The following is a 20,986-nucleotide window of genomic DNA, read 5'->3' on the forward strand; positions in this document are numbered from 1 at the left end:
CCATGAGCAAACTCAAAGGACGCACACTTCGGGCTGATGAAGCCGATGAATTATTAAAAAACTGGGCTATTCCAGATGTAGCACCAGATGAGAGCAGCTTTGGCAATCGCTCTACGGCTTACGGCACACCGCTTAGTGAGTTGTACAAAAAAGAATTAGCCGAAGAAATGCCTATTGATGAGCCACAAGAACCAGAACTCCCTGCGCTTACCATGGTTGAGCTTGAACGCATTAGACAAGACGCGTACGAAGAAGGCCTTAAACAAGGTCATGAGCAAGGCTACATAGACGGCTTTGAAAAAGGCGTTGGCGAAGGTAAAGAAGCAGGCTACAAAGAAGGCTTAGAGCAAGGTAAAACACAAGGCCTTGAAGATGTAAAACCATTAATTGAAGAGCAGTTAACAAGTTTAAAAGCCATTTTAGAGGGGCTAACTGCACCGCTAGATAAAGTGGACGAACAAGCCGAGAAGCAATTAGTACAACTTGCTAGCATGTTAGCGGAAGCTGTTATTTATCAAGAAGTAAAAACATCGCCAGATGTGATTTTACATACGTTAAAGCAAAGTATTGATTCACTTAATGCGGAGCAAGAAAAAGTACGAATCCATTTAAACCCCGAAGACTTAGAACTCATAAAAGAGAGCTACGGCGAACAAACCATTATTGATAATAACTGGCAATTAATGGCAGAACCCACTCTTGAACGCGGTGGCTGTGAAGTTAAAACAGCGCAATCGTCACTCGACATGACCCTTAAAACACGTGTCAAAGAAACGTTGGATAGTTTTTTGCATAATAGTGGTATCTAACTATTTTATTGGCGTGTTATGTCAACTCAACGTGCACCTTTAAGCGAACGCTTATCTCAATATCAACAACATATTAAAACCCCGGCGCCTGCTGTGGCAGGTATTTTAACGCGTGTTGTTGGCCTTACCCTTGAGGCTAGAGGTTTACGTGCACCCGTTGGTAGCCAATGTAAAATAGAAACTATGAACGGCTTTGTAGACGCCGAAATAGTCGGTTTTAACGATCAAACTTTGTACTTAATGCCTAACGACCACATCTCTGGTGTATTACCTGGTGCGCGTGTTATTCCTCAAGTAAATAATTTAGGTTTACCTGTAGGGATGAGTTTATTAGGCCGCGTGGTGGATGGTTTAGGGCGACCGCTAGATGGCTTAGGTAAAATTAATGCTGAGCATCATTTAAAGTTTGCGCAAAATACTATAAACCCGCTTTCAAGAAGACCAATCACTAAGCCTATGGATGTAGGTGTGCGTGCTATTAACTCGGTTATCACAGTAGGGCAAGGCCAGCGTATGGGCTTGTTTGCAGGCTCTGGTGTGGGTAAATCAGTACTTCTCGGTATGATGACCCGAGGTAGCGAAGCTGATGTCATTGTGGTTGGCTTAGTGGGGGAGCGTGGCCGCGAAGTAAAAGAATTTATTGAAGAAATACTCGGTGTAGAAGGGCGCAAACGTTCAGTTGTTGTCGCAGCGCCTGCTGATTCATCACCACTTATGCGTTTAAAAGGCTGTGAGAGCGCCGTAACTATTGCAGAGTATTTTAGAGATCAGGGTTTAAACGTATTATTGTTACTCGATTCGGTAACGCGTTATGCAATGGCACAACGTGAAATTGCACTTGCTGTTGGCGAGCCGCCCGCTACAAAGGGTTATCCGCCTTCGGTGTTTGCTAAATTACCTGCGCTGGTGGAGCGTGCTGGTAATGGCGGTGAAGGGCAAGGTTCAATTACTGGCTTTTTTACGGTGTTGAGTGAAGGCGATGATATGCAAGACCCTATTGCTGATGCAGCGCGAGCTATATTAGATGGCCACATTGTACTATCGCGTGATTTAGCTGACAGTGGGCACTATCCCGCTATAGATATTGAAAAGTCGATTTCGCGTGTTATGCCTCAAGTTGTTTCTGAGCCGCATATGCAACAAGCCCGAGTGCTTAAACAAGTGTATTCAATGTATCAACAAAACAAAGACATGATTACCTTAGGCGCTTATCAAAAAGGGACCGATCAAATGCTCGACCAAGCTATAAATATGATGCCAAGAGTGAATGCATTTTTACAACAAGGTATGCGAGATGTCATTAGCTACGATGATGGTCTGCAAGGGCTTGCTCAGTTATTAGGACAAGCATAATGGCTAAAAACAAACTCGATTTATTGCTCAAAATTGAAAATGATAAAGAAGAAAATTTGCGCATGAGTTACTTACAAGCTAATCAAAACTTGCAATCGAATCAACAAAAGCTACAAGGTTTAAACAATTTTAGACTTGAATACTCTCAGCAGTTACACCTAAAAGGTAAGTCGGGTTTATCTAGTGCGGGGTTTGGTCAGTACCATGCTTTTATAGCTAAAATTGAAGAGGCAATTCGCCAACAAGCAAGTACCGTAAATACCGCTAAGCAAGTTGTTACTCAACGTAAAACTCTATGGCTTAAGCAGCAAATTAAAGCTAAAGCAGTTGCCAAACTAATCGAAAATCAAAAACTCAAAGCAAATGCGTTAATGGCTAAAAATGAGCAAAAAATGTTAGATGAATTTTCAGCTAATCAGTTTTTTCAACGTCGTAAAGCTTTGTAATTCAGGCACGTTAATTGCTTTGTTACTTAGTGGAATTCAACTTTTGGCGGTATGCGGTGGCATATTGCCGTAATGGTATTAGGTGATTTATGGCGATGAATAACATTTCGTTTTTAGTTTCTTCTGAAAAAGATTCACTGTTAGCTTTTAAAGACAATAGCTTAGCTAATGGCGGAGGAAATTTAGGCGATGAATTTTTAAGTCAGCTAAACGAAGCGCATAACTTTATGGAGCCTTTGCTTAAAGGCAATAAAAATCCCGATGCCGAAAACTCTATTGCCATACCTAAGCATAAACAGCCAGAAGAAAATGAAAATCTGAGCGTAAAGCTAGATGAAGTAATAACTGACGAAGTTACTTTTGTGTCTGTTGAGATGCTTGATCAAATTAATTCAGCACAAGCAATGAGCACTTCGGTCAATAAGCCGTTCGATGCAACTAACAGTTCAGAATCAGAAAATGCAGAGCTAGAAGCTACACAAGCAGAGAATACCGAAATAGAAGACACAGAAATAGAGAATACAGAATTACAAAGCACACCAATAATTGCATCCACTAATACAAGTGATGAAGTATCGGCTAAAGAAGCGAATACAGCCAGTGTAGTGCAAAATCCAATTGCCACTAATGTAGACTCTAAAACGGCTAAATTAACTGATTCAAAAAGCGATAACTTTAGCTCACCACCTTTGAATTCGTTACCATTTAATGAAGGCAAACATCGTAAAAGTGGTGTTGCTGAAGCTATTGAAGGGCCATTAAATTCTATAAATAAAAAGCCAGATGACAGCATTGGGCCCATAGTTGATGATGCTGAATTAGTTTCAATGGATTTAAAGGAGCAGTTAGCTCAAGGGAAACCCGTTGATAAAAACTTAAAAAATATAGTGTTGCCAACACCAGTACCTACGCCAGTAGTTGCATCTGTAGAGACACCTCCTTTAACTGAATCAGAAGCGATACAAGTAAGTTCACAGACATCTGAGATTGAAAAAGGCGCAGCAATAGATACGTTAATGACTAAAGATGCAAGCTTAATTAAAGCTAATAATGTTATTGCTAGTTTAACGCCTGAGCAGCGCTCACAACTTAACGCGCAAGTTAAGGTATTAGAAAATACTGATTCAACCAGTAACGCAACTAGTAGCACTTCAAATCTTAAGCAAATGCTTGCGCAATTTATTACTGATAACGACAAAACGCAGAGCACGAGCACAAAACAATCTTTTAGCGCAGAAATCAATTCACTTAATACAACTGAAAAACAAAGCTTATTAACGCAATTAAATGCTTATATTAAAACAGAGCAGCCTAAAGGCGAGCAATTGGCAGTGCTTAAGCAAACAGTTAATGAATTAAAAGCTTCAATTGAAATAGGACTTGCCGATACCGCTAAGACAGACTCAAAAACGTTTGTAGCGTCAGAGACTCCTAACACAGTATATAATCCACAAAAGTTAAGCTTAAAGACATCAACAAACGAAGAGGCTGATTTAAATAAAGCCGTAACAACCTCAACTAAGGGTGATGATTTATTAAAATCACTTGAAGAATTACAAAAAGATGGGCTTAAGAAAATAACTGCAGAACAAACACCTGCACGCGTAGCACAAATATTTACGCAAATTACAGCTGCTTTAAATACTCAGCAAGTGAGCACATTAAGCCAATACGACTCATTAAGTTATGAGCAGAGCTTACTTGATACCCAAATAGTACAAACTCAACAATTACAAAGTACATCGCAAGTTAAGCAAGTAAGTATTGATCCTGGTGTAATGCAGGCAATTAATATTGTTAAAAGTGACGCAGCTAAATTACTGCAAGAGCGCGTTAGCTCAATGTTGAGCATTAATAACAAAGAAGCAGAAATTCGCCTAGATCCTCCTGAAATGGGCAGTATGCAAATACGTATTCGTAGCGATGCAGAACAAGCACATATAAACTTTGTAGTACAAAACCAGCAAGCCAAAGAAGCACTTGAACAATCAATGCCGCGCTTACGTGAAATGTTAGCGCAACAAGGGTTAGAGCTTGGTGAAAGTACTATTTCTTATGGGCAATCAGGTGGTGAAACTGCCGAGCAAAGTGAGAGTGGACCCCAAGGTAATATGGCTAATAATAAGTCAGTTAATGATGAAAACGACGAGCAAGCAAATAACACTGCACAAAGTTCTCGACAACAAACTTCATCATCAATAGATTACTATGCCTAAGTGCTGCTATTATAATAACTAAAACAAGCAAGTACCTTTGCGATTAAAGGAATCATGATGGCTGAAGAAACAAGTTTAGAAATTGAAGAAACCGGTAAAAGTAAAAAGAAACTAATAATAATCATAGTAGCTGTACTACTTATTGTAGGCGGTGCTGCAGGTTACTTTTTTATGTCGGGTTCGGATGCGCCAGTTGAAACCTTAGATGAAGAGACTGCGATGTCAGCAGATGCACCTTCTGCTGCAGTTGGTGATTCAGCTGAAATAGGCAGTGCTTTATATGTGTCAATGCCACGCCCATTTGTATTTAACGTGCCCGGTTCAAGTCGCGACAGAATTGTGCAAATTAAAGTACAGTTACTAGTACGTGGCGAAGTAAATGAAGAAACAGCCAAAAAACACATTCCACTAATAGAAGGGACGCTACTAAGCGTGTTTTCTACTACAACTGCTGATGAGTTAAGTACGAGCTCTGGTAAAGAAACACTTCGTTTTTCTGCACTTGAAAAGGTACAAAAAGCCTTAATGGATGTTGAAGGCAGCAAAGTAATTGAGCGGGTATTGTTTACCGGCTTTGTGATGCAATAAGGGGTTAGCGTGAGCGATTTATTATCCCAAGACGAAATTGATGCGCTATTACACGGTGTTGATGACGTTGAAGAGGAAGATATACACGACGGTGAAGATGGCGGGGGAAGTACGCTTCAGTACGATTTTTCTTCGCAAGATCGGATCGTGCGTGGTCGTATGCCGACGCTGGAAATTGTTAATGAACGCTTTGCTCGTCATATGCGAATTAGCCTATTTAACATGATGCGCCGTACTGCAGAGGTGTCTATTAACGGCGTGCAAATGATTAAGTTTGGCGAGTATATTCATACTCTATTTGTTCCAACCAGCTTAAATATGGTCCGTTTTAGACCTTTAAAAGGCACTGGCCTGATTACCATGGAAGCACGACTTGTGTTTATTTTGGTAGATAACTTTTTTGGTGGTGACGGGCGTTATCATGCAAAAATCGAAGGCCGAGAATTTACGCCAACAGAGCGCCGAATTGTACAAATGCTCCTTAAAATAATCTTTGAAGATTATAAAGAAGCTTGGGCACCGGTTATGGATGTATCGTTTGAATATCTCGATTCTGAAGTAAACCCAGCTATGGCTAATATTGTAAGCCCAACTGAGGTTGTGGTTATTAGTTCTTTTCATATTGAGCTCGATGGTGGCGGTGGCGATTTTCATATTGCACTTCCGTATTCAATGCTTGAGCCAATTCGAGAGCTGTTAGATGCGGGTGTTCAGTCTGATACTGAAGATACTGATTTACGTTGGAGCAAAGCGCTTCGCGATGAAATAATGGATGTAGAGGTTGAAATATCAACTCAGTTACTTGAAGTTGATTTAACCTTAAAACAAATTATGGAACTCAAAGCCGGTGATATTATTCCGGTTGAAATGCCTGAGCATATAACCGTATTTGTTGAAGAACTACCTACATTTAGAGCCAAAATGGGTCGCTCTCGCGATAATGTTGCGCTTCAAATTAGTGAAAAAATTAAACGACCTGATTCAGTTAAATCTGAGCTGCATGTATTTACCAAAGGCGGCAAGAAAATTGACTCAGATGCAGAATTAGCAGAACTAGAAGATGATTTACACCTCTCTGACGGTGTAGACTTAGACTGGTAATTGATTAAAAGGTTAAAAGTATGAGCGATGATCAAGACACAATGGATGAATGGGCAGCAGCATTAGCAGAAGCCGAAGCTCCAGATGATAGTAGCGAAGCACATGTTGCAGAGCTTGATGAGTTAAGTGATTCAAAACACGAAATGAGTGGCGATGAAAAACGAAAACTCGACACTATTTTAGATATCCCCGTTACTATTTCAATGGAAGTAGGACGCTCTAAAATTAATATTCGTAACTTATTGCAACTTAACCAAGGCTCTGTTGTTGAGCTTGACCGTGTTGCGGGCGAGCCGCTAGACGTGCTAGTTAATGGTACTTTGATAGCCCATGGTGAAGTAGTTGTAGTAAACGACAAGTTTGGTATTCGCTTAACTGACGTGATAAGCCAAGTAGAGCGGATCAAAAAACTACGATGAGCTTATTAGTTGCTTTAACGAGTTCCGTTTTTTCAAAAGCAGATGTGGCAACACCTACTGGAGATATACTCTCTATGGTGCTGTCGCTTGTAATGGTGCTAGTACTGATTATTGTGCTGGCATTTTTTGTTAAAAAGCTTAATCCAAATTTAGCAAACAGCGATGAATTTAAAGTAGTCAGAAGTCTACCTTTGGGTTCTCGCGAGCGTTTAATGGTTGTTGAGATAGATAATGCTCAGCATTTACTTGGTGTAACTCCCCACAGTATTAATTACTTACACAAGTTAGAAACTCCATTAAGTGAAAAAGAACTACCTGAATTAGCTAAACGATTTGGTAAACTTTTAAACCCGCAATCAAACCAAAATAAAAAGAATTAAACCTATGACAAAGTGGCTGCTTATTATTTTTGCCATGGTGTTTGTACCAAATGTAAGCGCAGAAGGAATTGATGCGCTTACTATTACAACAAACGCTGATGGCACACAAGATTACTCAGTAACGTTACAAGTTTTAGCAATTATGACGGCGCTGAGTTTTATACCGGCTGCCATAATTATGATGACCTCCTTTACACGAATAATTGTTGTACTCGCCATTTTGCGCCAAGCGATTGGTTTGCAGCAAACACCGTCGAACCAAGTGTTATTAGGGATGTCGCTTTTCCTAAGTATTTTTATAATGTCGCCTATTTATCAGCAGGTAAACGAGCGAGCTATAGAACCTTACTTAAATGAGCAGGTTACTTCAGTACAAGCTTTAGAGCTGGCTAAAGAGCCAATGAAAGCCTTTATGCTTTCTCAAGTGCGTCTCAAAGACTTAGAAACGTTTGCTAAAATTGCAGGTTACGATCAGCTTGATTCGCCACAAGATACACCGTTAATAGTGCTTATACCCGCCTTTGTAACCAGCGAATTGCAAACCGCATTTATAATAGGGTTTATGTTTTTTATCCCATTTTTAATTGTTGATTTAGTGGTCGCCTCGGTATTAATGGCGATGGGTATGATGATGCTTTCACCCATGATAGTGTCTTTGCCATTTAAAATTATGTTATTTGTACTTGTAGACGGCTGGAGCTTAGTGATGGGGACTCTAGCCAAAAGCTTTGGTTTAGGGACTTAGTATGCAAAGCATTAACATGACCCAACAATAGGAGTACAACATGGAACCGGAAATTTTTGTTGATATCCTAAGTGACGCTCTTTTTTTAGTTATTAAGCTGGTGTCTGCAATTGTAGTCCCAGGCTTAATTATTGGTTTAGTTGTGGCTGTGTTTCAGGCCGCAACGTCTATCAATGAACAAACATTGAGCTTTTTACCTCGTTTATTAATTACCATTAGTGCGCTTATTGTGGGTGGGCATTGGCTTACTCAAGAGCTAATGGACTTTTTTACTCGCCTAGTATTACTTATTCCTGAAATTGCAGGTTAAACGTGGAATACCCCTTTGCTGTCGTTATTCAATGGTTGAGCGATTTTTTGTTGCCGCTGGTACGCATTAGCTCAATGATTATGATTATGGCTGGTTTGGGGGCTAAAAATGTTCCTACACGTATAAAAATGGGTTTATCGGTTGTTGTAACTTTTGTTGTAGTTCCTGTTCTGCCCCCAGCTACATTCACTAATTTATTTTCGTTTGAGATGATTTTAGTCGTTATTCAACAAATGATGATTGGTGTTGCTATTGGTTTTGCATCTATACTTTTATTAAATACTTTTGTGTTAGCAGGGCAAATACTCGCGATGCAAACCGGTTTAGGTTTTGCTTCGGTTATTGACCCTTCTAATGGCGCGAGTGTGCCTGCTGTGGGCCAGTTTTTCCTTATTTTGGCCACCCTATTATTTTTTGCTTTTAACGGTCATTTAATGATGATTCAAATGGTGGTGCATAGTTTTCAAGTGCTACCCATTGATGGCACATGGTGGTCTGTAGATCATTACTGGGACATAGTGACTTGGGGCGGCTGGATGTTTACTACAGCACTTGTACTTTCACTTGCACCGCTTACCGCGATGCTCGTTATTAATATGTCGTTTGGTATTATGACGCGTGCAGCACCGCAATTAAATATTTTCTCTATTGGTTTTCCGTTTACCTTGGTAGCGGGACTTATTATTATTTGGGCGACACTAGGTAACTTTGTTACTCAGTTTGAGTTTCAATGGTTAAAAATGGTTGAGCTAATGTGTACTTTAGTTGGTTGCTCACCTTAGGAGAAAGTCATGTCTGAAGACTCAGGACAAGAAAAAACAGAAGAACCCACATCCAAAAAGCTTGAAGAATCTAAAAAGAAAGGCCAAATAGCGCGCTCAAAAGAGCTAGGTACCATGTTTGTACTTATTTTTTCGGCTATATCGCTTTTGATGTATGGGCCAGAAATTGGCAAAGGTTTATACAATGTAATGGGCCGAACCCTTAGCTTAAATCGCAACGAAGCCTTTGATACTACTAAAATGTTTGCCGTATGGGGAGAGGTTGCAGACGCTTTAATGTTTCCTATGGCTATGTTTGTATTAATTATAGTTTTGGCTGCATTTATTGGTAATACGTTACTAGGTGGCTTTAATTTTAGCTGGGAAGCCGCTGCACCTAAAGCAAGTAAAATGTCGCCAATGAAAGGCTTTAAACGTATGTTTGGCCCGCAAGCGGCTATTGAGCTTGTAAAGTCACTTTTAAAATTTGGTTTGGTTGCAAGTTTTGCTATATTTTTAATTAATACTTATTTTGATGAAATATTGCATTTAAGTTTAGAAAGCGCACCGGGTAATATTATTCATGCCTTAGAGATTTTAGGCTGGATGTTTTTAGGTCTTTCGTGCACTTTAATTATTATTGCGGCTATTGATGCACCATTTCAAAGTTATAACCATAACAAACAACTTAAAATGACAATGCAAGAAATTAAAGATGAGTATAAAAACTCTGAAGGTGACCCACAAATAAAAGCGCGTATTAGGCAAACACAAAGGCAAATGTCGCAAAACCGTATGATGCAAGATGTCCCTGACGCTGATGTTATTGTTACCAACCCAACTCACTACTCTGTAGCATTAAAATACGATACAGAGCGCGCAGGTGCGCCTATAGTACTTGCTAAAGGTATTGATGAAATGGCGATGCAAATTAGAAAAGTAGCAATAGGGAACGAAGTACCTATTTTAGAATCCCCTATGTTGACCCGAGCGCTTTACCATACGGCTGAAGTAGGAGAGCAAATACCCGATCAGCTATTTACTGCTGTAGCGCAAGTTTTAGCGTATGTATTTCAGCTTAAGCGCTTTAATAAAGGGCGCGGTAAACGTCCAACTAAGCTCAATAAAAAGCTGCCAATCCCCGATGCCTACAAGTATTAGACCGTTAACTGAGTAACTTGGAATAGTTATTGCAAATTCTACGTAGTGTCAATTTTTTGAAATTGTAGAATTATGAGTTTTAAAGCGGTATTACAACAACTTAACAGAGACAAAAAAGACTATGCCAAAGGGGTAGGTACTCCTTTGCTTGTGCTTGCAGCCTTGGGAATGGTGATCTTACCGTTACCGCCATTTTTACTCGATATCCTTTTCTCGTTTAATATTGCCCTCGCATTAGTGGTTTTACTCGTGACTGTTTACACGATGAAGCCGGTTGAGTTTGGTATATTCCCCTCTGTATTACTAATCGCTACGATTATGCGCTTAGCGCTTAACGTTGCCAGCACTCGAGTTGTATTACTTGAAGGTCATAATGGTGGTGATTCTGCCGGTAAAGTAATTGAAGCGTTTGGCTCAGTTGTTATTGGTGGTAACTACGCTGTTGGTTTGGTCGTATTTTTAATTCTGATCATTATTAACTTTGTGGTAATTACTAAAGGTGCTGGGCGTATTTCTGAGGTATCTGCACGTTTCACCCTTGATGCAATGCCGGGTAAACAAATGGCAATTGACGCCGATTTAAACGCTGGTTTTATCAGTGCTGAGCAAGCGCGTGACCGCCGCGAGGAAGTAACTCGCGAAGCTGATTTTTACGGCTCAATGGATGGTGCGAGTAAATTTGTAAAAGGCGATGCCATTGCAGGTATTGTTATATTGATCATCAATATTGTTGGTGGTTTATTTGTCGGTATGATTCAACATAATTTGAGTTTTGGCAACGCAATGGAAGTATATACATTACTTACCATTGGTGATGGCTTAGTTGCTCAACTCCCTTCTTTACTGCTTTCAATTGGTACCGCGATTGTTGTAACACGTCAAAATGAGTCGCTCAATATGGGTGACCAATTTAAGAAACAACTAGGTAACGAAAAATCACTCTTTATTGCTTCAGGTATTTTGATCATCATGGGTTTAGTGCCTGGTATGCCGCATTTTGCTTTTTTAAGTTTAGGTGCGTTATTGGGTTATTTAGCTTACTACACACAGCAAACTAAGTTAAAAGCCGCTGCAGCAGAAGCCGAAGAAGCCGCCAGTGGCGGAAGCGCTGCAACAGGTATTGCCAATAAACAAGAGCAAAAAGAACTTGGTTGGGATGATGTTCAGCAGGTTGACGTAATTGGCCTAGAAGTAGGTTACAGATTAATTCCGTTGGTAGATCAATCTCAAGGTGGTGAGCTACTTAATCGTATTAAAGGTGTACGTAAAAAGCTTTCTCAAGAACTTGGTTTTTTAGTACCACCTGTTCATATTCGCGATAATTTAGAGCTTGATCCAAATGCTTACAGAATAACGCTAATGGGTGTTTCAACCGGTGAAAGCGAACTTAAACATGGCGACGAGCTAGCGATTAACCCAGGGCAAGTATTTGGTCCTATTAAAGGGGTTGAAACTAAAGATCCTGCGTTTGGCCTTGATGCAGTATGGATCAAGCCTGATCAAAAAGATGAAGCGCAATCACTAGGTTATACCGTTGTAGATTCAGCCACGGTAGTCGCCACTCATATTAGCCAGTTATTAACTAACAGTGCGGCGTTGTTACTAGGGCATGAAGAAGTTCAAAACCTGCTTGATATGCTTGCTAAAAGCCATCCTCGCTTAGTAGAAGGACTAGTACCTGATGTGTTGCCATTAACTGCAATTGTAAAAGTACTGCAAAATTTATTGAATGAAGGTGTAGCTATTCGCGATATGCGCTCAATTGTTCAAACCCTTGTTGAGTATGGTCCGCGTAGCCAAGACCCCGATGTATTAACGGCTGCAGTGCGTATTTCTCTGCGTAGGTTAATTGTTCAAGATGCGGTTGGTATGTCATCAGAAATCCCTGTCATAACCTTGGCACCTGAGTTGGAACAGATGTTGCATCAGTCATTACAAAATGCAGGCGATGAAGGTGCCGGTATTGAGCCTGGACTTGCAGAGCGACTTCAAGTGTCATTGACACAAGCGCATCAAAATCAAGAAATGGCCGGTGAACCTTCTATATTGCTAACGTCAGGAATGTTACGCACTGTGTTATCTCGTTTTGTTAAGTACACCATTCCAGGATTGAGAGTGATGTCTTATCAAGAGGTACCAGACGAAAGACAGATCAAGATTGTTAGCTCTGTAGGCCAACAATAAGATTTTAACAGGGGTTGAATCATGAAAATTAAACGTTTTTTTGCTAAAGATATGCGCACAGCACTTAAAGAAGTTAAAGATGAGTTAGGTGTTGATGCGGTTATTATGTCAAATAAGAAGCTGGCTAACGGTGTAGAAATTGTAGCGGCAGTTGATTATGACAAAGCAGCCCCTAAAGTAGCAGCGCAACCACAACGCCCTGCAGAGCCGCGTGCTCAAGCACCACAGCAAAGTGTACATAATTTTGTAAAACCAGAGCCTCAGCGTGCCAAACCAGAGCCGCAAGCAAAAGTGGCTGACAGCCTACAAGCCTTATTAGAGCGCCAATCACCGCGTCCTCGCTCCCCTGAACTTGCATCAATGTTTTCACAATCAGGTATTGATACTACCGATAACTATCAAGAACCAGTTATGGAACAGCGTACTAAAAATATGTTTGCTCCTGAAAATGCAGCGCCAGTTCGTCCACAAACTCAAGCGGATAGCTTAGGTTTTGATGATTTAGACAGCGACTTTGATGATTCAGATAGTCCAGTAACTGCTCGCCAACAAACACCCAATAATGAAAGCGAAGAAATGACAACAATGCGTGAAGAAATGAACGCAATTCGTCAATTACTTGAGCATCAAGTATCAGGCTTAATGCAGCAAGATATGGCGCGTCGCGATCCAACACGCGCTTGCATGGTTGACCGCTTAGTCGGTATGGGTATTGATAAAGAAGTAGCGCAACAAATGGCATGTTTTGTACCTGATGATGTATCTCGTAAGCAAGGCTGGAAAGCGTTGTTAACGATGGTCGAAGATCAAATGCAAACAACCAATAATGAAATACTTCGCCAAGGTGGTGTATATGCGTTAGTGGGTCCAACAGGTGTTGGTAAAACAACAACAGTTGCTAAGCTTGCAGCGTTAGGCGCACAAAAATATGGCGCTGATAAAGTGGCCTTAATAACCACTGATACATACAGAATTGGTGCTTATGAACAGCTTGCTACTTACGGCCGTATTATTGGTTGTGGTGTAAAGCAAGTTAAAGATGCTAATGAATTAGCTGAAGTTTTATATCATTTACGAAATAAACGTCTAGTATTAATTGATACAGCAGGTATGAGTCAGCGAGATTTACGTTTAACTGAGCAGTTAAACACGTTAATGCGTAACCAACGTGTGGATATTCGCAGTTACTTAGTACTAAGCGCGACGGCACAAATTAATGTATTACAAGAAACAGTACGTCACTTTAAAAAAGTACAGTTAAGTGGTTGTATTTTCACTAAGTTAGATGAATCATTAAGTTTGGGTGAGATAATTAGTATTGCGATTCAAAATCGCCTTCCAATAGGGTATCTTACTAACGGTCAACGAGTGCCAGAAGATATTCGTGTTGCAAATGCTGAAAAACTAGTGAAAAAGGCTGAGCAGTTATATTTAAAAAGAACAAAAGCACAACATTCAAGGCACCAAGCAGTGGCGCCAAGTACAGTAGGGATGTATGATTAACACAGTATTAGATCAAGCAAGCGGCCTGCGCAAAATGAGTCAAAACAATAACAACGGCGTAAAAGTTATCGCTGTAACCGGTGGTAAAGGTGGGGTGGGGAAAACAAATGTTTCTCTAAATACCGCTATTGCACTAGGGCAACAAGGTAATAGAGTATTAGTGCTGGATGCTGACTTAGGTTTAGCAAACTGTGATGTGATGCTTGGTTTACGTGTAGAGCGCAATTTATCACACGTTTTGTCAGGTGAATGTGAGCTTGACGAGATTTTAGTTGAAGGGCCTGCTGGTATTAAAATTGTACCCGCTACATCGGGCTCGCAAAGTATGGTTGAATTATCGCCATCTGAGCATGCCGGGCTAATTCGTGCATTTAGCGAATTGAATACCGAATTTGATATTTTAATTGTAGATACAGCCGCTGGTATTTCAGACATGGTGCTAAGCTTCTCACGAGCAGCACAAGATGTAATGGTTGTAGTGTGCGATGAACCAACATCAATAACCGATGCTTACGCACTTATTAAAGTATTAAGCCGCGAGCACGGTGTTTATAAGTTCAAAATTGTTGCCAATATGGTCCGCAGCATGCGTGAAGGCACTGAATTGTTTGCAAAACTATCTAAAGTTACCGATCGCTTTTTAGATGTTTCAATGGAGCTAGTAGCAACGGTTCCTTATGACGAAAATATGCGCAAAGCAACACGTCGCCAAAAGGTGATTGTTGAGCTCTTTCCAAGTTCGCCAGCCGCTCTCGCGTTTAAAGCGCTGGCGACAAAAGCAGTTAAATGGCCAATACCAAATCAACCATCTGGGCATTTAGAGTTTTTCATTGAGAAACTAGTAAACGGCTAATTATGACAACATTGGTGAATAGAGCTATGGGATATCAATCAACACAAAACTTAAATGTGATTGTTGAGAAACATGCATCACTTGTTAAAAAAGTGGCATGTCATCTAATTGCTCGATTACCACCTAGCGTTCAGCTTGATGATTTAATTCAATCAGGAATGATAGGTTTAATAGAAGCTTCAAAAAACTTTGATGCAACAAAAGGCGCAAGCTTTGAAACCTTCGCCGGTATTCGTATTCGCGGGGCTATGCTTGATGAAATGCGCCGTGGTGATTGGGCTCCTCGTTCAGTACACCGTAAAAGCCGACAAGTTGCAGAAGCAATTACTGGGCTCGAAAGCAGTCTGAATCGCGAACCAACAGATACAGAAGTTGCTGAAAAACTTGAAATTTCACTCAATGAGTACCATCATATTTTAAATGATGTTAATACCAGTAAAGTATTAGGCATAGAAGACCTTGGTGTAGATGAGGATGTTATCACTCCCGTAGGCCAAGATTTAGCGCTAGACAAACCTTTTAATAATGTTAAAAATGATCGGTTTAATGAGTCTTTACTAAATGCAATAAAGTCATTACCAGAGCGTGATGCAATGGTACTTTCTTTATACTATAACGATGAAATGAATTTAAAAGAAATAGGACATATACTCGATGTAAGCGAATCGCGTGTAAGTCAGATACATGGTCAGGCGATGATTAAGCTTAAAGCTAAAATCAATGACTGGATAAACTAGTAGTAAGTAAACTAAGGTTAATACCTCACTGGGGGATGTTTTGGATAAAAACATGAAAATTCTTGTAGTTGATGATTTTTCAACGATGAGACGAATTATAAAAAACCTATTACGTGACTTAGGTTTCACTAATGTTCAAGAAGCTGATGACGGGTCTACAGCTTTGCCTATGTTACAAAATCAAGTATTTGATTTTGTGGTTACAGATTGGAATATGCCGGGAATGCAAGGTATTGACCTTCTAAGAGCAATTCGTGCAGATGATAAGTTAAAACATATCCCTGTACTGATGGTAACGGCAGAAGCTAAAAAAGAACAAATAATAGCTGCAGCGCAAGCTGGCGTTAATGGTTATATTGTTAAGCCATTTACGGCTGGAACATTAAAAACTAAATTAGAAAAAGTATTTGAACGCTTAGGCTAATGATGGGGGAGAGGCTTATGTCAGCACCAGCTGCGCCTCAAATAACGTTAGAACAAGCTCGTCAACTCGTCATTTATTTAGAAAACGATGAGCAAGATAAAGCTAATCAGTTGATTTTAGAGACAGCTTCGCAAGAGCAGTCTAAATTATTTGCTGAAGTTGGGAAGTTGACTCGTCAACTGCACGAAGCACTTAAAAGCTTTGAGCTTGATACTCGCTTAACTAACATAACGACAGATGCGATTCCAGATGCTAAAAAGCGGCTTAATTATGTTATAGAAATGACAGAAAATGCGGCTAATAAAACAATGGATGCTGTTGAGGCTAGTTTACCTATAGCACAGCAACTTGCAGATGAAATATCTCATATCAAACCGACATGGGATCGTTTAATGAGTCGGGAGATTGAGCTTGGTGAGTTTAAACAACTTTGCCATAGTATCGATAAGTTTATGAATAACTCTCATCATAAAACGGATGAGCTTCAAAGCTTAATGACAAATGTACTAATGGCTCAAGACTATCAAGACTTAACAGGTCAAGTTATTCGCCGTGTTATAGAACTTGTTAGAGAAGTAGAAGAAAGCTTACTTCATCTTTTAACAGCGTTTGCTGAACAAGATGACAGTGACAACACAGCGAATAAAGTAGAACAACAAAAAATAAAAGAACCAGTTGCCACACAAACTTTAGCAGGTCCTGAAGGCCCTATTATTGATAAAGAATCGCGTAATGATGTTGTGTCTGATCAAGATGAAGTCGATGATCTTTTATCAAGTTTGGGCTTCTAAGAGGAGAGTAACTGCATGTTTGAAGTCGATGAAGATATTTTACAAGACTTTCTTGTAGAGGCAGGAGAAATCCTAGAGCTTTTATCTGAACAGTTAGTTGAACTGGAAAATAATCCAGAAGATACCGAGTTACTAAATGCCATATTTAGAGGCTTTCACACTGTAAAAGGTGGTGCAGGCTTTTTAGCTATGACAGAACTTGTTGATGCTTGCCACGGCGCTGAAAACGTATTTGATTTACTACGTCAAGGCGTGCGAACGGTCAATTCAGAGTTAATGGATGTTATTTTACAAGCGCTCGACACCATTAATGAAATGTTCGCGACTATCCAAAATAGGGATAAGCCGGAACCAGCAGATCCTGAGTTACTTCAAACCCTCCATATTTTGGGCCTACCTCCAACAGAAGCCGAGCTTAACGGAGTCGCTTCAGAAACTGACGTTGAACAACCTCTTGATCAAGTAGTTGATACGCCAATAGCTGATGAGGAAGATCCATTTGCATTTGATGAAATGTTTAGTGGAACTCCTTCGGTTAGTGATGCTGAAATAAACGAAATCACTGAAGATGAATTTGAAAACTTACTTGATGAACTACACGGTAAAGGACAAGGTCCTGCAGTTGAAAAGCCAGTAGCAAGTAGTAGTGATTTTAATGGTGATATTACTGATGATGAATTTGACAGCTTATTAGACGAGTTACATGGAGTTGGCAGTTTTGGTGAGGTTGCGAGTAAAGCACCTGAGCAAAGTAGTGTAGTTAAAGCACCTGTAGAACCAGCTAAACCAGCGTCAAATACTGCTAATTCATCAGATGATGAAATTAGTGATGATGAATTTGAAGCGCTTCTTGATGAACTTCATGGTAAAGGCACTGCACCTAAATCAATAGAAAGCACTCCAGCTGTGAAACAGCCCAATATCCCAGCTAAACCAGCTGCAAAAGCTAGTGTGCCTGTAAAAAAACCAGAACCTGTAAAAGCACCCGCTTCTAAACCGGTAGAAAAACCGGTTGCTAAAGCAGCGCCAGCAACGCCTAAAAAATCAGCGCCACCAGCAGCAGAGACGACAGTTCGCGTAGATACAAAACGACTTGACCAAATTATGAATATGGTTGGTGAGTTAGTACTTGTGCGAAATCGTTTGGTTAGTTTAGCGACCAATTCAGACAGTGAAGCAATGGGTAAAGCAATCTCTAACTTAGATGTAGTGACTGCTGATATTCAAGGCGCGGTTATGCAAACGCGAATGCAACCAATTAAAAAGGTATTTGGTCGTTTCCCTCGCGTAGTACGCGATTTAGCACGCAGCTTAAACAAAGACATTGACTTACAACTTGTAGGTGAAGAAACCGATTTAGATAAAAACTTAGTGGAAGCACTAGCCGATCCGCTTGTGCATTTAGTTCGAAACTCAGTTGACCACGGTATTGAAATGCCAGCTGTTCGTGAGGCTGCCGGTAAGCCTAGAACAGGTAATGTTACTTTATCAGCGTCTCAGGAAGGCGACCATATTTTGTTGACCATTAAAGATGATGGCGCTGGTATGGATGCTGAGAAACTGAAAAAAATAGCAATTAGTAAAGGCGTGCTCGATCACGATCAAGCGAGTCGACTTTCTGACACTGAAGCATACAACCTAATTTTTGCACCTGGCTTTTCTACAAAAGAAGAGATATCTGATATTTCAGGTCGTGGTGTTGGAATGGATGTGGTGAAAACTAAAATCACCCAATTAAACGGCTCTGTAAGTATTCAATCTGAGTTAGGTGTAGGTACTATTTTAGAGATAAAAGTACCACTTACCTTAGCCATATTACCGACCTTAATGGTAATTGTTGGCGCACAAACATTTGCGTTACCACTTGCAGGTGTTAGTGAAATATTCAACTTAGATTTAACGAAAACAAATGTGGTTGATGGGCAATTAACAATTATTGTGCGTAAAAAGGCAATACCGTTATTCTACCTCGAGCACTGGTTAGTTAAAGGCTCAGATCGTTCACAGCGAAAAGCAAAAGGCCATGTAGTTATTGTGCAAATTGGTACGCAGCAAATTGGTTTTGTTGTTGACTCATTAATTGGCCAAGAAGAAGTAGTGATTAAGCCGCTTGATGCGTTACTTCAAGGAACACCAGGTATGGCAGGTGCTACAATAACTTCGGATGGTGGCATTGCACTGATTTTAGACGTTCCAAACATGTTAAAACATTACGCAGGCTAATAATAAAGTAGGTATATATTTAATATATACCTACGCATAAATTTAATAAGAGAGCTAAATGGCCGTTAAAGTTTTAGTTGTTGATGATTCAAGCTTTTTTCGCCGCAGAGTAAGCGAAATTCTTGAGCAAGATAGCGATATACAAGTTATAGGCTTTGCTGTGAATGGCAGAGAAGCTGTTGAAAAAGCAGCTCAGCTACGTCCAGATATGATCACTATGGATGTCGAAATGCCTGTGCTTGATGGTATTAGCGCAGTTAAAGAGATAATGGCGAGTAATCCAACGCCTATCTTAATGTTTTCATCACTAACACGTGATGGCGCAACAGCAACGTTTGATGCGCTAGATGCTGGAGCAATGGATTTTTTACCGAAAAAATTTGAAGATATCGCTCGTAATAATGAAGACGCTATAAAGCTTTTGCAAAATAAAGTGAAAGATATAGGGCGAAGACGTTTACCGCGAACGTTTAAATCTGCAACACCACCTAAGCCGGTAATATCAACTAAACCGATAACAAGCTCACTTTCGCAAAGAACAAACACACTAACGCCTTCGATAAAACAACCCGATAGAAGCTTTCAAAGAGTAGCCCCTACGACACCGTCAGGTTCTAATGTTGCCTCAATGCGAGCAAGTGGAAAGCAATACCAGCTTGTGGCTATTGGCACTTCTACAGGTGGCCCTGTTGCACTACAAACTATATTAACTCAATTGCCTGCTAATTTTCCTCATCCTATTTTACTTATTCAGCACATGCCAGCTGCATTTACACCCGCGTTTGCAGCGCGCTTAAACGGTTTGTGCCAAATAAAAGTGAAAGAAGCACAACAAGGTGACCGCTTACAACCAGGAACGGCTTATTTAGCGCCTGGCGGACAGCAGATGATGGTAGAAGGGCGTGGTGCAAATAGAATACTGCGCGTATTTGAAGATCATAGCGAGAGAATAAGTTATAAACCGAGTGTAGATGTAACGTTTGCCAGTGCAGCAAAAACGTATCAAGGCGATGTGCTTGCTATCGTTTTAACAGGCATGGGCGCTGATGGACGTGACGGTGCAAGAATGTTAAAGCAAACGGGGGCAACTATTTGGGCACAGGATGAGAAAAGCTGTGTTGTTTATGGAATGCCTCAAGCCATTGCTAATGCGGGGCTTTCGAGTGAAAGCTTAGCATTGAGCGATGTTGCAGCACGTATAAAGAGAGAGGTAGGTTGTGGATAAACTCTCAATATTTGGACTATTTGTAGCACTGGGTGCAATAGGTCTAGGTTACTCTTTAGAAGGCGGCGTTGTTTCTGCTTTATTTAATGGTCCTGCCCTTATTATTGTATTAGGTGGCACGCTTGGTGCTGTTATGTTGCAAACATCAGCAAGTACCTTTAAAAAAATGCTAAATATGAGCTCTTGGGTTTTTGTTGCGCCACAATATGATATTGAAGATGCAATAGAGCAAGTTAAGCGGTGGTCTCATAAGGCACGTCAAGAAGGTTACTTAGCGCTTGAAAACGAAGCGCTAGCTCACCCAGATGCATATGCAGCAAAAGGTTTAAGCTTGCTTGTAGATGGCTGCTCAGAGCAAAAACTACGTGACACGCTTGAAATTGATTTACTGCTAGAACGCGATCGCTTGCTTGAAGCCGCACGTGTTTATGAAGCGATGGGGGGCTACAGTCCTACCATTGGTATTTTAGGTGCTGTGCTTGGTTTAATACAGGCAATGTCGTTTATTACCGATCCACAAATGCTTGGTGCAGGCGTTGCAACGGCATTTATCGCGACCATTTATGGTGTTGGTTTAGCTAATTTATTGTTTTTACCTATGGCAAATAAGTTAAAACAGCGTGTAGAGCAAAAAATGCTTTACCATGAAATGCTTGCCGAAGGTGTGATTGCAATTAGCGTTGGTGAAAGCCCAGTAAATATAGAATTAAAGCTTGAAGCCTACCGTGTAGAGCGTCCTAATTTAGTGGACGAATAA

At 40.4% G+C, this 20,986-nt stretch carries 21 protein-coding genes; all 21 read left to right on the forward strand.

Annotated features, from left to right (window positions below; all coding sequences use genetic code 11):
- The first annotated feature begins 2 nt into the window (after positions 1–2).
- The 21 genes from fliH to AAEY68_RS07445 all read left to right on the forward strand — a co-directional run bounded on the left by fliH (position 3) and on the right by AAEY68_RS07445 (position 20,986).
- Positions 3–809 (forward strand): flagellar assembly protein FliH, encoded by an 807-nt coding sequence (gene fliH, locus AAEY68_RS07345; RefSeq protein ID WP_024589950.1) that lies wholly within the window; start codon positions 3–5, stop codon positions 807–809.
- An 18-nt stretch (positions 810–827) separates the two neighbouring features.
- Positions 828–2,162: a flagellar protein export ATPase FliI gene (gene fliI, locus AAEY68_RS07350; protein WP_024589949.1), complete on the forward strand. Its 1,335-nt coding sequence runs from the start codon at positions 828–830 to the stop codon at positions 2,160–2,162.
- Entirely contained in the window at positions 2,162–2,608 is a 447-nt protein-coding gene (gene fliJ, locus AAEY68_RS07355; RefSeq protein ID WP_024589948.1) for a flagellar export protein FliJ, read from the forward strand. The genes fliI and fliJ overlap by 1 nt, the downstream gene beginning before the upstream one ends.
- Before the next feature lie 89 nt (positions 2,609–2,697).
- A complete protein-coding gene (locus tag AAEY68_RS07360) occupies positions 2,698–4,824 on the forward strand; it encodes a flagellar hook-length control protein FliK (RefSeq protein ID WP_350585748.1) in 2,127 nt (708 codons plus the stop codon).
- A 57-nt stretch (positions 4,825–4,881) separates the two neighbouring features.
- Positions 4,882–5,412 (forward strand): flagellar basal body-associated protein FliL, encoded by a 531-nt coding sequence (gene fliL / locus AAEY68_RS07365; RefSeq protein ID WP_007585800.1) that lies wholly within the window; start codon positions 4,882–4,884, stop codon positions 5,410–5,412.
- 9 nt (positions 5,413–5,421) lie between these two features.
- On the forward strand, positions 5,422–6,513 hold the full coding sequence (fliM, locus tag AAEY68_RS07370; protein ID WP_024608166.1) for a flagellar motor switch protein FliM: 1,092 nt from the start codon (positions 5,422–5,424) through the stop codon (positions 6,511–6,513).
- A gap of 20 nt (positions 6,514–6,533) precedes the next feature.
- A complete protein-coding gene (fliN, locus tag AAEY68_RS07375) occupies positions 6,534–6,932 on the forward strand; it encodes a flagellar motor switch protein FliN (protein ID WP_007585803.1) in 399 nt (132 codons plus the stop codon).
- Entirely contained in the window at positions 6,929–7,312 is a 384-nt protein-coding gene (gene fliO / locus AAEY68_RS07380; protein WP_007377952.1) for a flagellar biosynthetic protein FliO, read from the forward strand. Before fliN ends, fliO begins: the two co-directional genes overlap by 4 nt.
- Before the next feature lie 4 nt (positions 7,313–7,316).
- Entirely contained in the window at positions 7,317–8,057 is a 741-nt protein-coding gene (gene fliP, locus AAEY68_RS07385) for a flagellar type III secretion system pore protein FliP (protein WP_165725378.1), read from the forward strand.
- A gap of 40 nt (positions 8,058–8,097) precedes the next feature.
- The gene (gene fliQ / locus AAEY68_RS07390) at positions 8,098–8,367 is read left to right on the forward strand and encodes a flagellar biosynthesis protein FliQ (RefSeq protein ID WP_002959325.1); all 270 of its coding nucleotides are present in this window, start codon (positions 8,098–8,100) and stop codon (positions 8,365–8,367) included.
- Between the two features lie 2 nt (positions 8,368–8,369).
- A complete protein-coding gene (gene fliR, locus AAEY68_RS07395) occupies positions 8,370–9,149 on the forward strand; it encodes a flagellar biosynthetic protein FliR (protein WP_165728698.1) in 780 nt (259 codons plus the stop codon).
- A gap of 9 nt (positions 9,150–9,158) precedes the next feature.
- Complete coding sequence (flhB, locus tag AAEY68_RS07400) at positions 9,159–10,289, forward strand: flagellar biosynthesis protein FlhB (protein WP_335675631.1); 1,131 nt, start codon at positions 9,159–9,161, stop codon at positions 10,287–10,289.
- A gap of 72 nt (positions 10,290–10,361) precedes the next feature.
- A complete protein-coding gene (flhA, locus tag AAEY68_RS07405; RefSeq protein ID WP_010553901.1) occupies positions 10,362–12,473 on the forward strand; it encodes a flagellar biosynthesis protein FlhA in 2,112 nt (703 codons plus the stop codon).
- Between the two features lie 21 nt (positions 12,474–12,494).
- The gene (gene flhF / locus AAEY68_RS07410) at positions 12,495–13,976 is read left to right on the forward strand and encodes a flagellar biosynthesis GTPase FlhF (RefSeq protein WP_350585749.1); all 1,482 of its coding nucleotides are present in this window, start codon (positions 12,495–12,497) and stop codon (positions 13,974–13,976) included.
- Positions 13,969–14,829, forward strand: coding sequence for a MinD/ParA family ATP-binding protein (locus AAEY68_RS07415; RefSeq protein ID WP_007585809.1), 861 nt, complete (start codon positions 13,969–13,971; stop codon positions 14,827–14,829). Before flhF ends, AAEY68_RS07415 begins: the two co-directional genes overlap by 8 nt.
- Before the next feature lie 26 nt (positions 14,830–14,855).
- The gene (locus AAEY68_RS07420; protein WP_007585810.1) at positions 14,856–15,566 is read left to right on the forward strand and encodes an RNA polymerase sigma factor FliA; all 711 of its coding nucleotides are present in this window, start codon (positions 14,856–14,858) and stop codon (positions 15,564–15,566) included.
- A 40-nt stretch (positions 15,567–15,606) separates the two neighbouring features.
- Positions 15,607–15,990 carry a chemotaxis response regulator CheY gene (gene cheY / locus AAEY68_RS07425; RefSeq protein ID WP_008132609.1) on the forward strand — a complete coding sequence of 128 codons (384 nt, stop codon included), beginning with the start codon at positions 15,607–15,609 and terminating at the stop codon, positions 15,988–15,990.
- A gap of 17 nt (positions 15,991–16,007) precedes the next feature.
- Positions 16,008–16,781 (forward strand): protein phosphatase CheZ, encoded by a 774-nt coding sequence (locus AAEY68_RS07430; protein WP_007585814.1) that lies wholly within the window; start codon positions 16,008–16,010, stop codon positions 16,779–16,781.
- A 15-nt stretch (positions 16,782–16,796) separates the two neighbouring features.
- Complete coding sequence (locus tag AAEY68_RS07435; RefSeq protein WP_350585750.1) at positions 16,797–19,004, forward strand: chemotaxis protein CheW; 2,208 nt, start codon at positions 16,797–16,799, stop codon at positions 19,002–19,004.
- 58 nt (positions 19,005–19,062) lie between these two features.
- Complete coding sequence (locus tag AAEY68_RS07440) at positions 19,063–20,229, forward strand: protein-glutamate methylesterase/protein-glutamine glutaminase (protein ID WP_350585751.1); 1,167 nt, start codon at positions 19,063–19,065, stop codon at positions 20,227–20,229.
- Positions 20,222–20,986, forward strand: a complete 765-nt coding sequence (locus AAEY68_RS07445) for a flagellar motor protein (protein ID WP_007585825.1) — start codon at positions 20,222–20,224, stop codon at positions 20,984–20,986. Before AAEY68_RS07440 ends, AAEY68_RS07445 begins: the two co-directional genes overlap by 8 nt.

Origin of the sequence: Pseudoalteromonas sp. RB2-MNA-CIBAN-0110, from assembly GCF_040309305.1 — a bacterium.
Taxonomy (GTDB): domain Bacteria; phylum Pseudomonadota; class Gammaproteobacteria; order Enterobacterales; family Alteromonadaceae; genus Pseudoalteromonas; species Pseudoalteromonas arctica.

Excerpts from the sequence above, each read along its gene's own strand:
- fliH (WP_024589950.1), top strand. The coding sequence starts at position 3 with ATGAGCAAACTCAAAGGACGCACACTTCGGGCTGATGAAGCCGATGAA.
- fliI (WP_024589949.1), top strand. The coding sequence starts at position 828 with ATGTCAACTCAACGTGCACCTTTAAGCGAACGCTTATCTCAATATCAA.
- fliJ (WP_024589948.1), top strand. The coding sequence starts at position 2,162 with ATGGCTAAAAACAAACTCGATTTATTGCTCAAAATTGAAAATGATAAA.
- AAEY68_RS07360 (WP_350585748.1), top strand. The coding sequence starts at position 2,698 with ATGGCGATGAATAACATTTCGTTTTTAGTTTCTTCTGAAAAAGATTCA.
- fliL (WP_007585800.1), top strand. The coding sequence starts at position 4,882 with ATGGCTGAAGAAACAAGTTTAGAAATTGAAGAAACCGGTAAAAGTAAA.
- fliN (WP_007585803.1), top strand. The coding sequence starts at position 6,534 with ATGAGCGATGATCAAGACACAATGGATGAATGGGCAGCAGCATTAGCA.
- fliO (WP_007377952.1), top strand. The coding sequence starts at position 6,929 with ATGAGCTTATTAGTTGCTTTAACGAGTTCCGTTTTTTCAAAAGCAGAT.
- fliP (WP_165725378.1), top strand. The coding sequence starts at position 7,317 with ATGACAAAGTGGCTGCTTATTATTTTTGCCATGGTGTTTGTACCAAAT.
- fliQ (WP_002959325.1), top strand. The coding sequence starts at position 8,098 with ATGGAACCGGAAATTTTTGTTGATATCCTAAGTGACGCTCTTTTTTTA.
- flhB (WP_335675631.1), top strand. The coding sequence starts at position 9,159 with ATGTCTGAAGACTCAGGACAAGAAAAAACAGAAGAACCCACATCCAAA.
- flhA (WP_010553901.1), top strand. The coding sequence starts at position 10,362 with ATGAGTTTTAAAGCGGTATTACAACAACTTAACAGAGACAAAAAAGAC.
- flhF (WP_350585749.1), top strand. The coding sequence starts at position 12,495 with ATGAAAATTAAACGTTTTTTTGCTAAAGATATGCGCACAGCACTTAAA.
- AAEY68_RS07415 (WP_007585809.1), top strand. The coding sequence starts at position 13,969 with ATGATTAACACAGTATTAGATCAAGCAAGCGGCCTGCGCAAAATGAGT.
- AAEY68_RS07420 (WP_007585810.1), top strand. The coding sequence starts at position 14,856 with ATGGGATATCAATCAACACAAAACTTAAATGTGATTGTTGAGAAACAT.
- AAEY68_RS07430 (WP_007585814.1), top strand. The coding sequence starts at position 16,008 with ATGTCAGCACCAGCTGCGCCTCAAATAACGTTAGAACAAGCTCGTCAA.
- AAEY68_RS07435 (WP_350585750.1), top strand. The coding sequence starts at position 16,797 with ATGTTTGAAGTCGATGAAGATATTTTACAAGACTTTCTTGTAGAGGCA.
- AAEY68_RS07440 (WP_350585751.1), top strand. The coding sequence starts at position 19,063 with ATGGCCGTTAAAGTTTTAGTTGTTGATGATTCAAGCTTTTTTCGCCGC.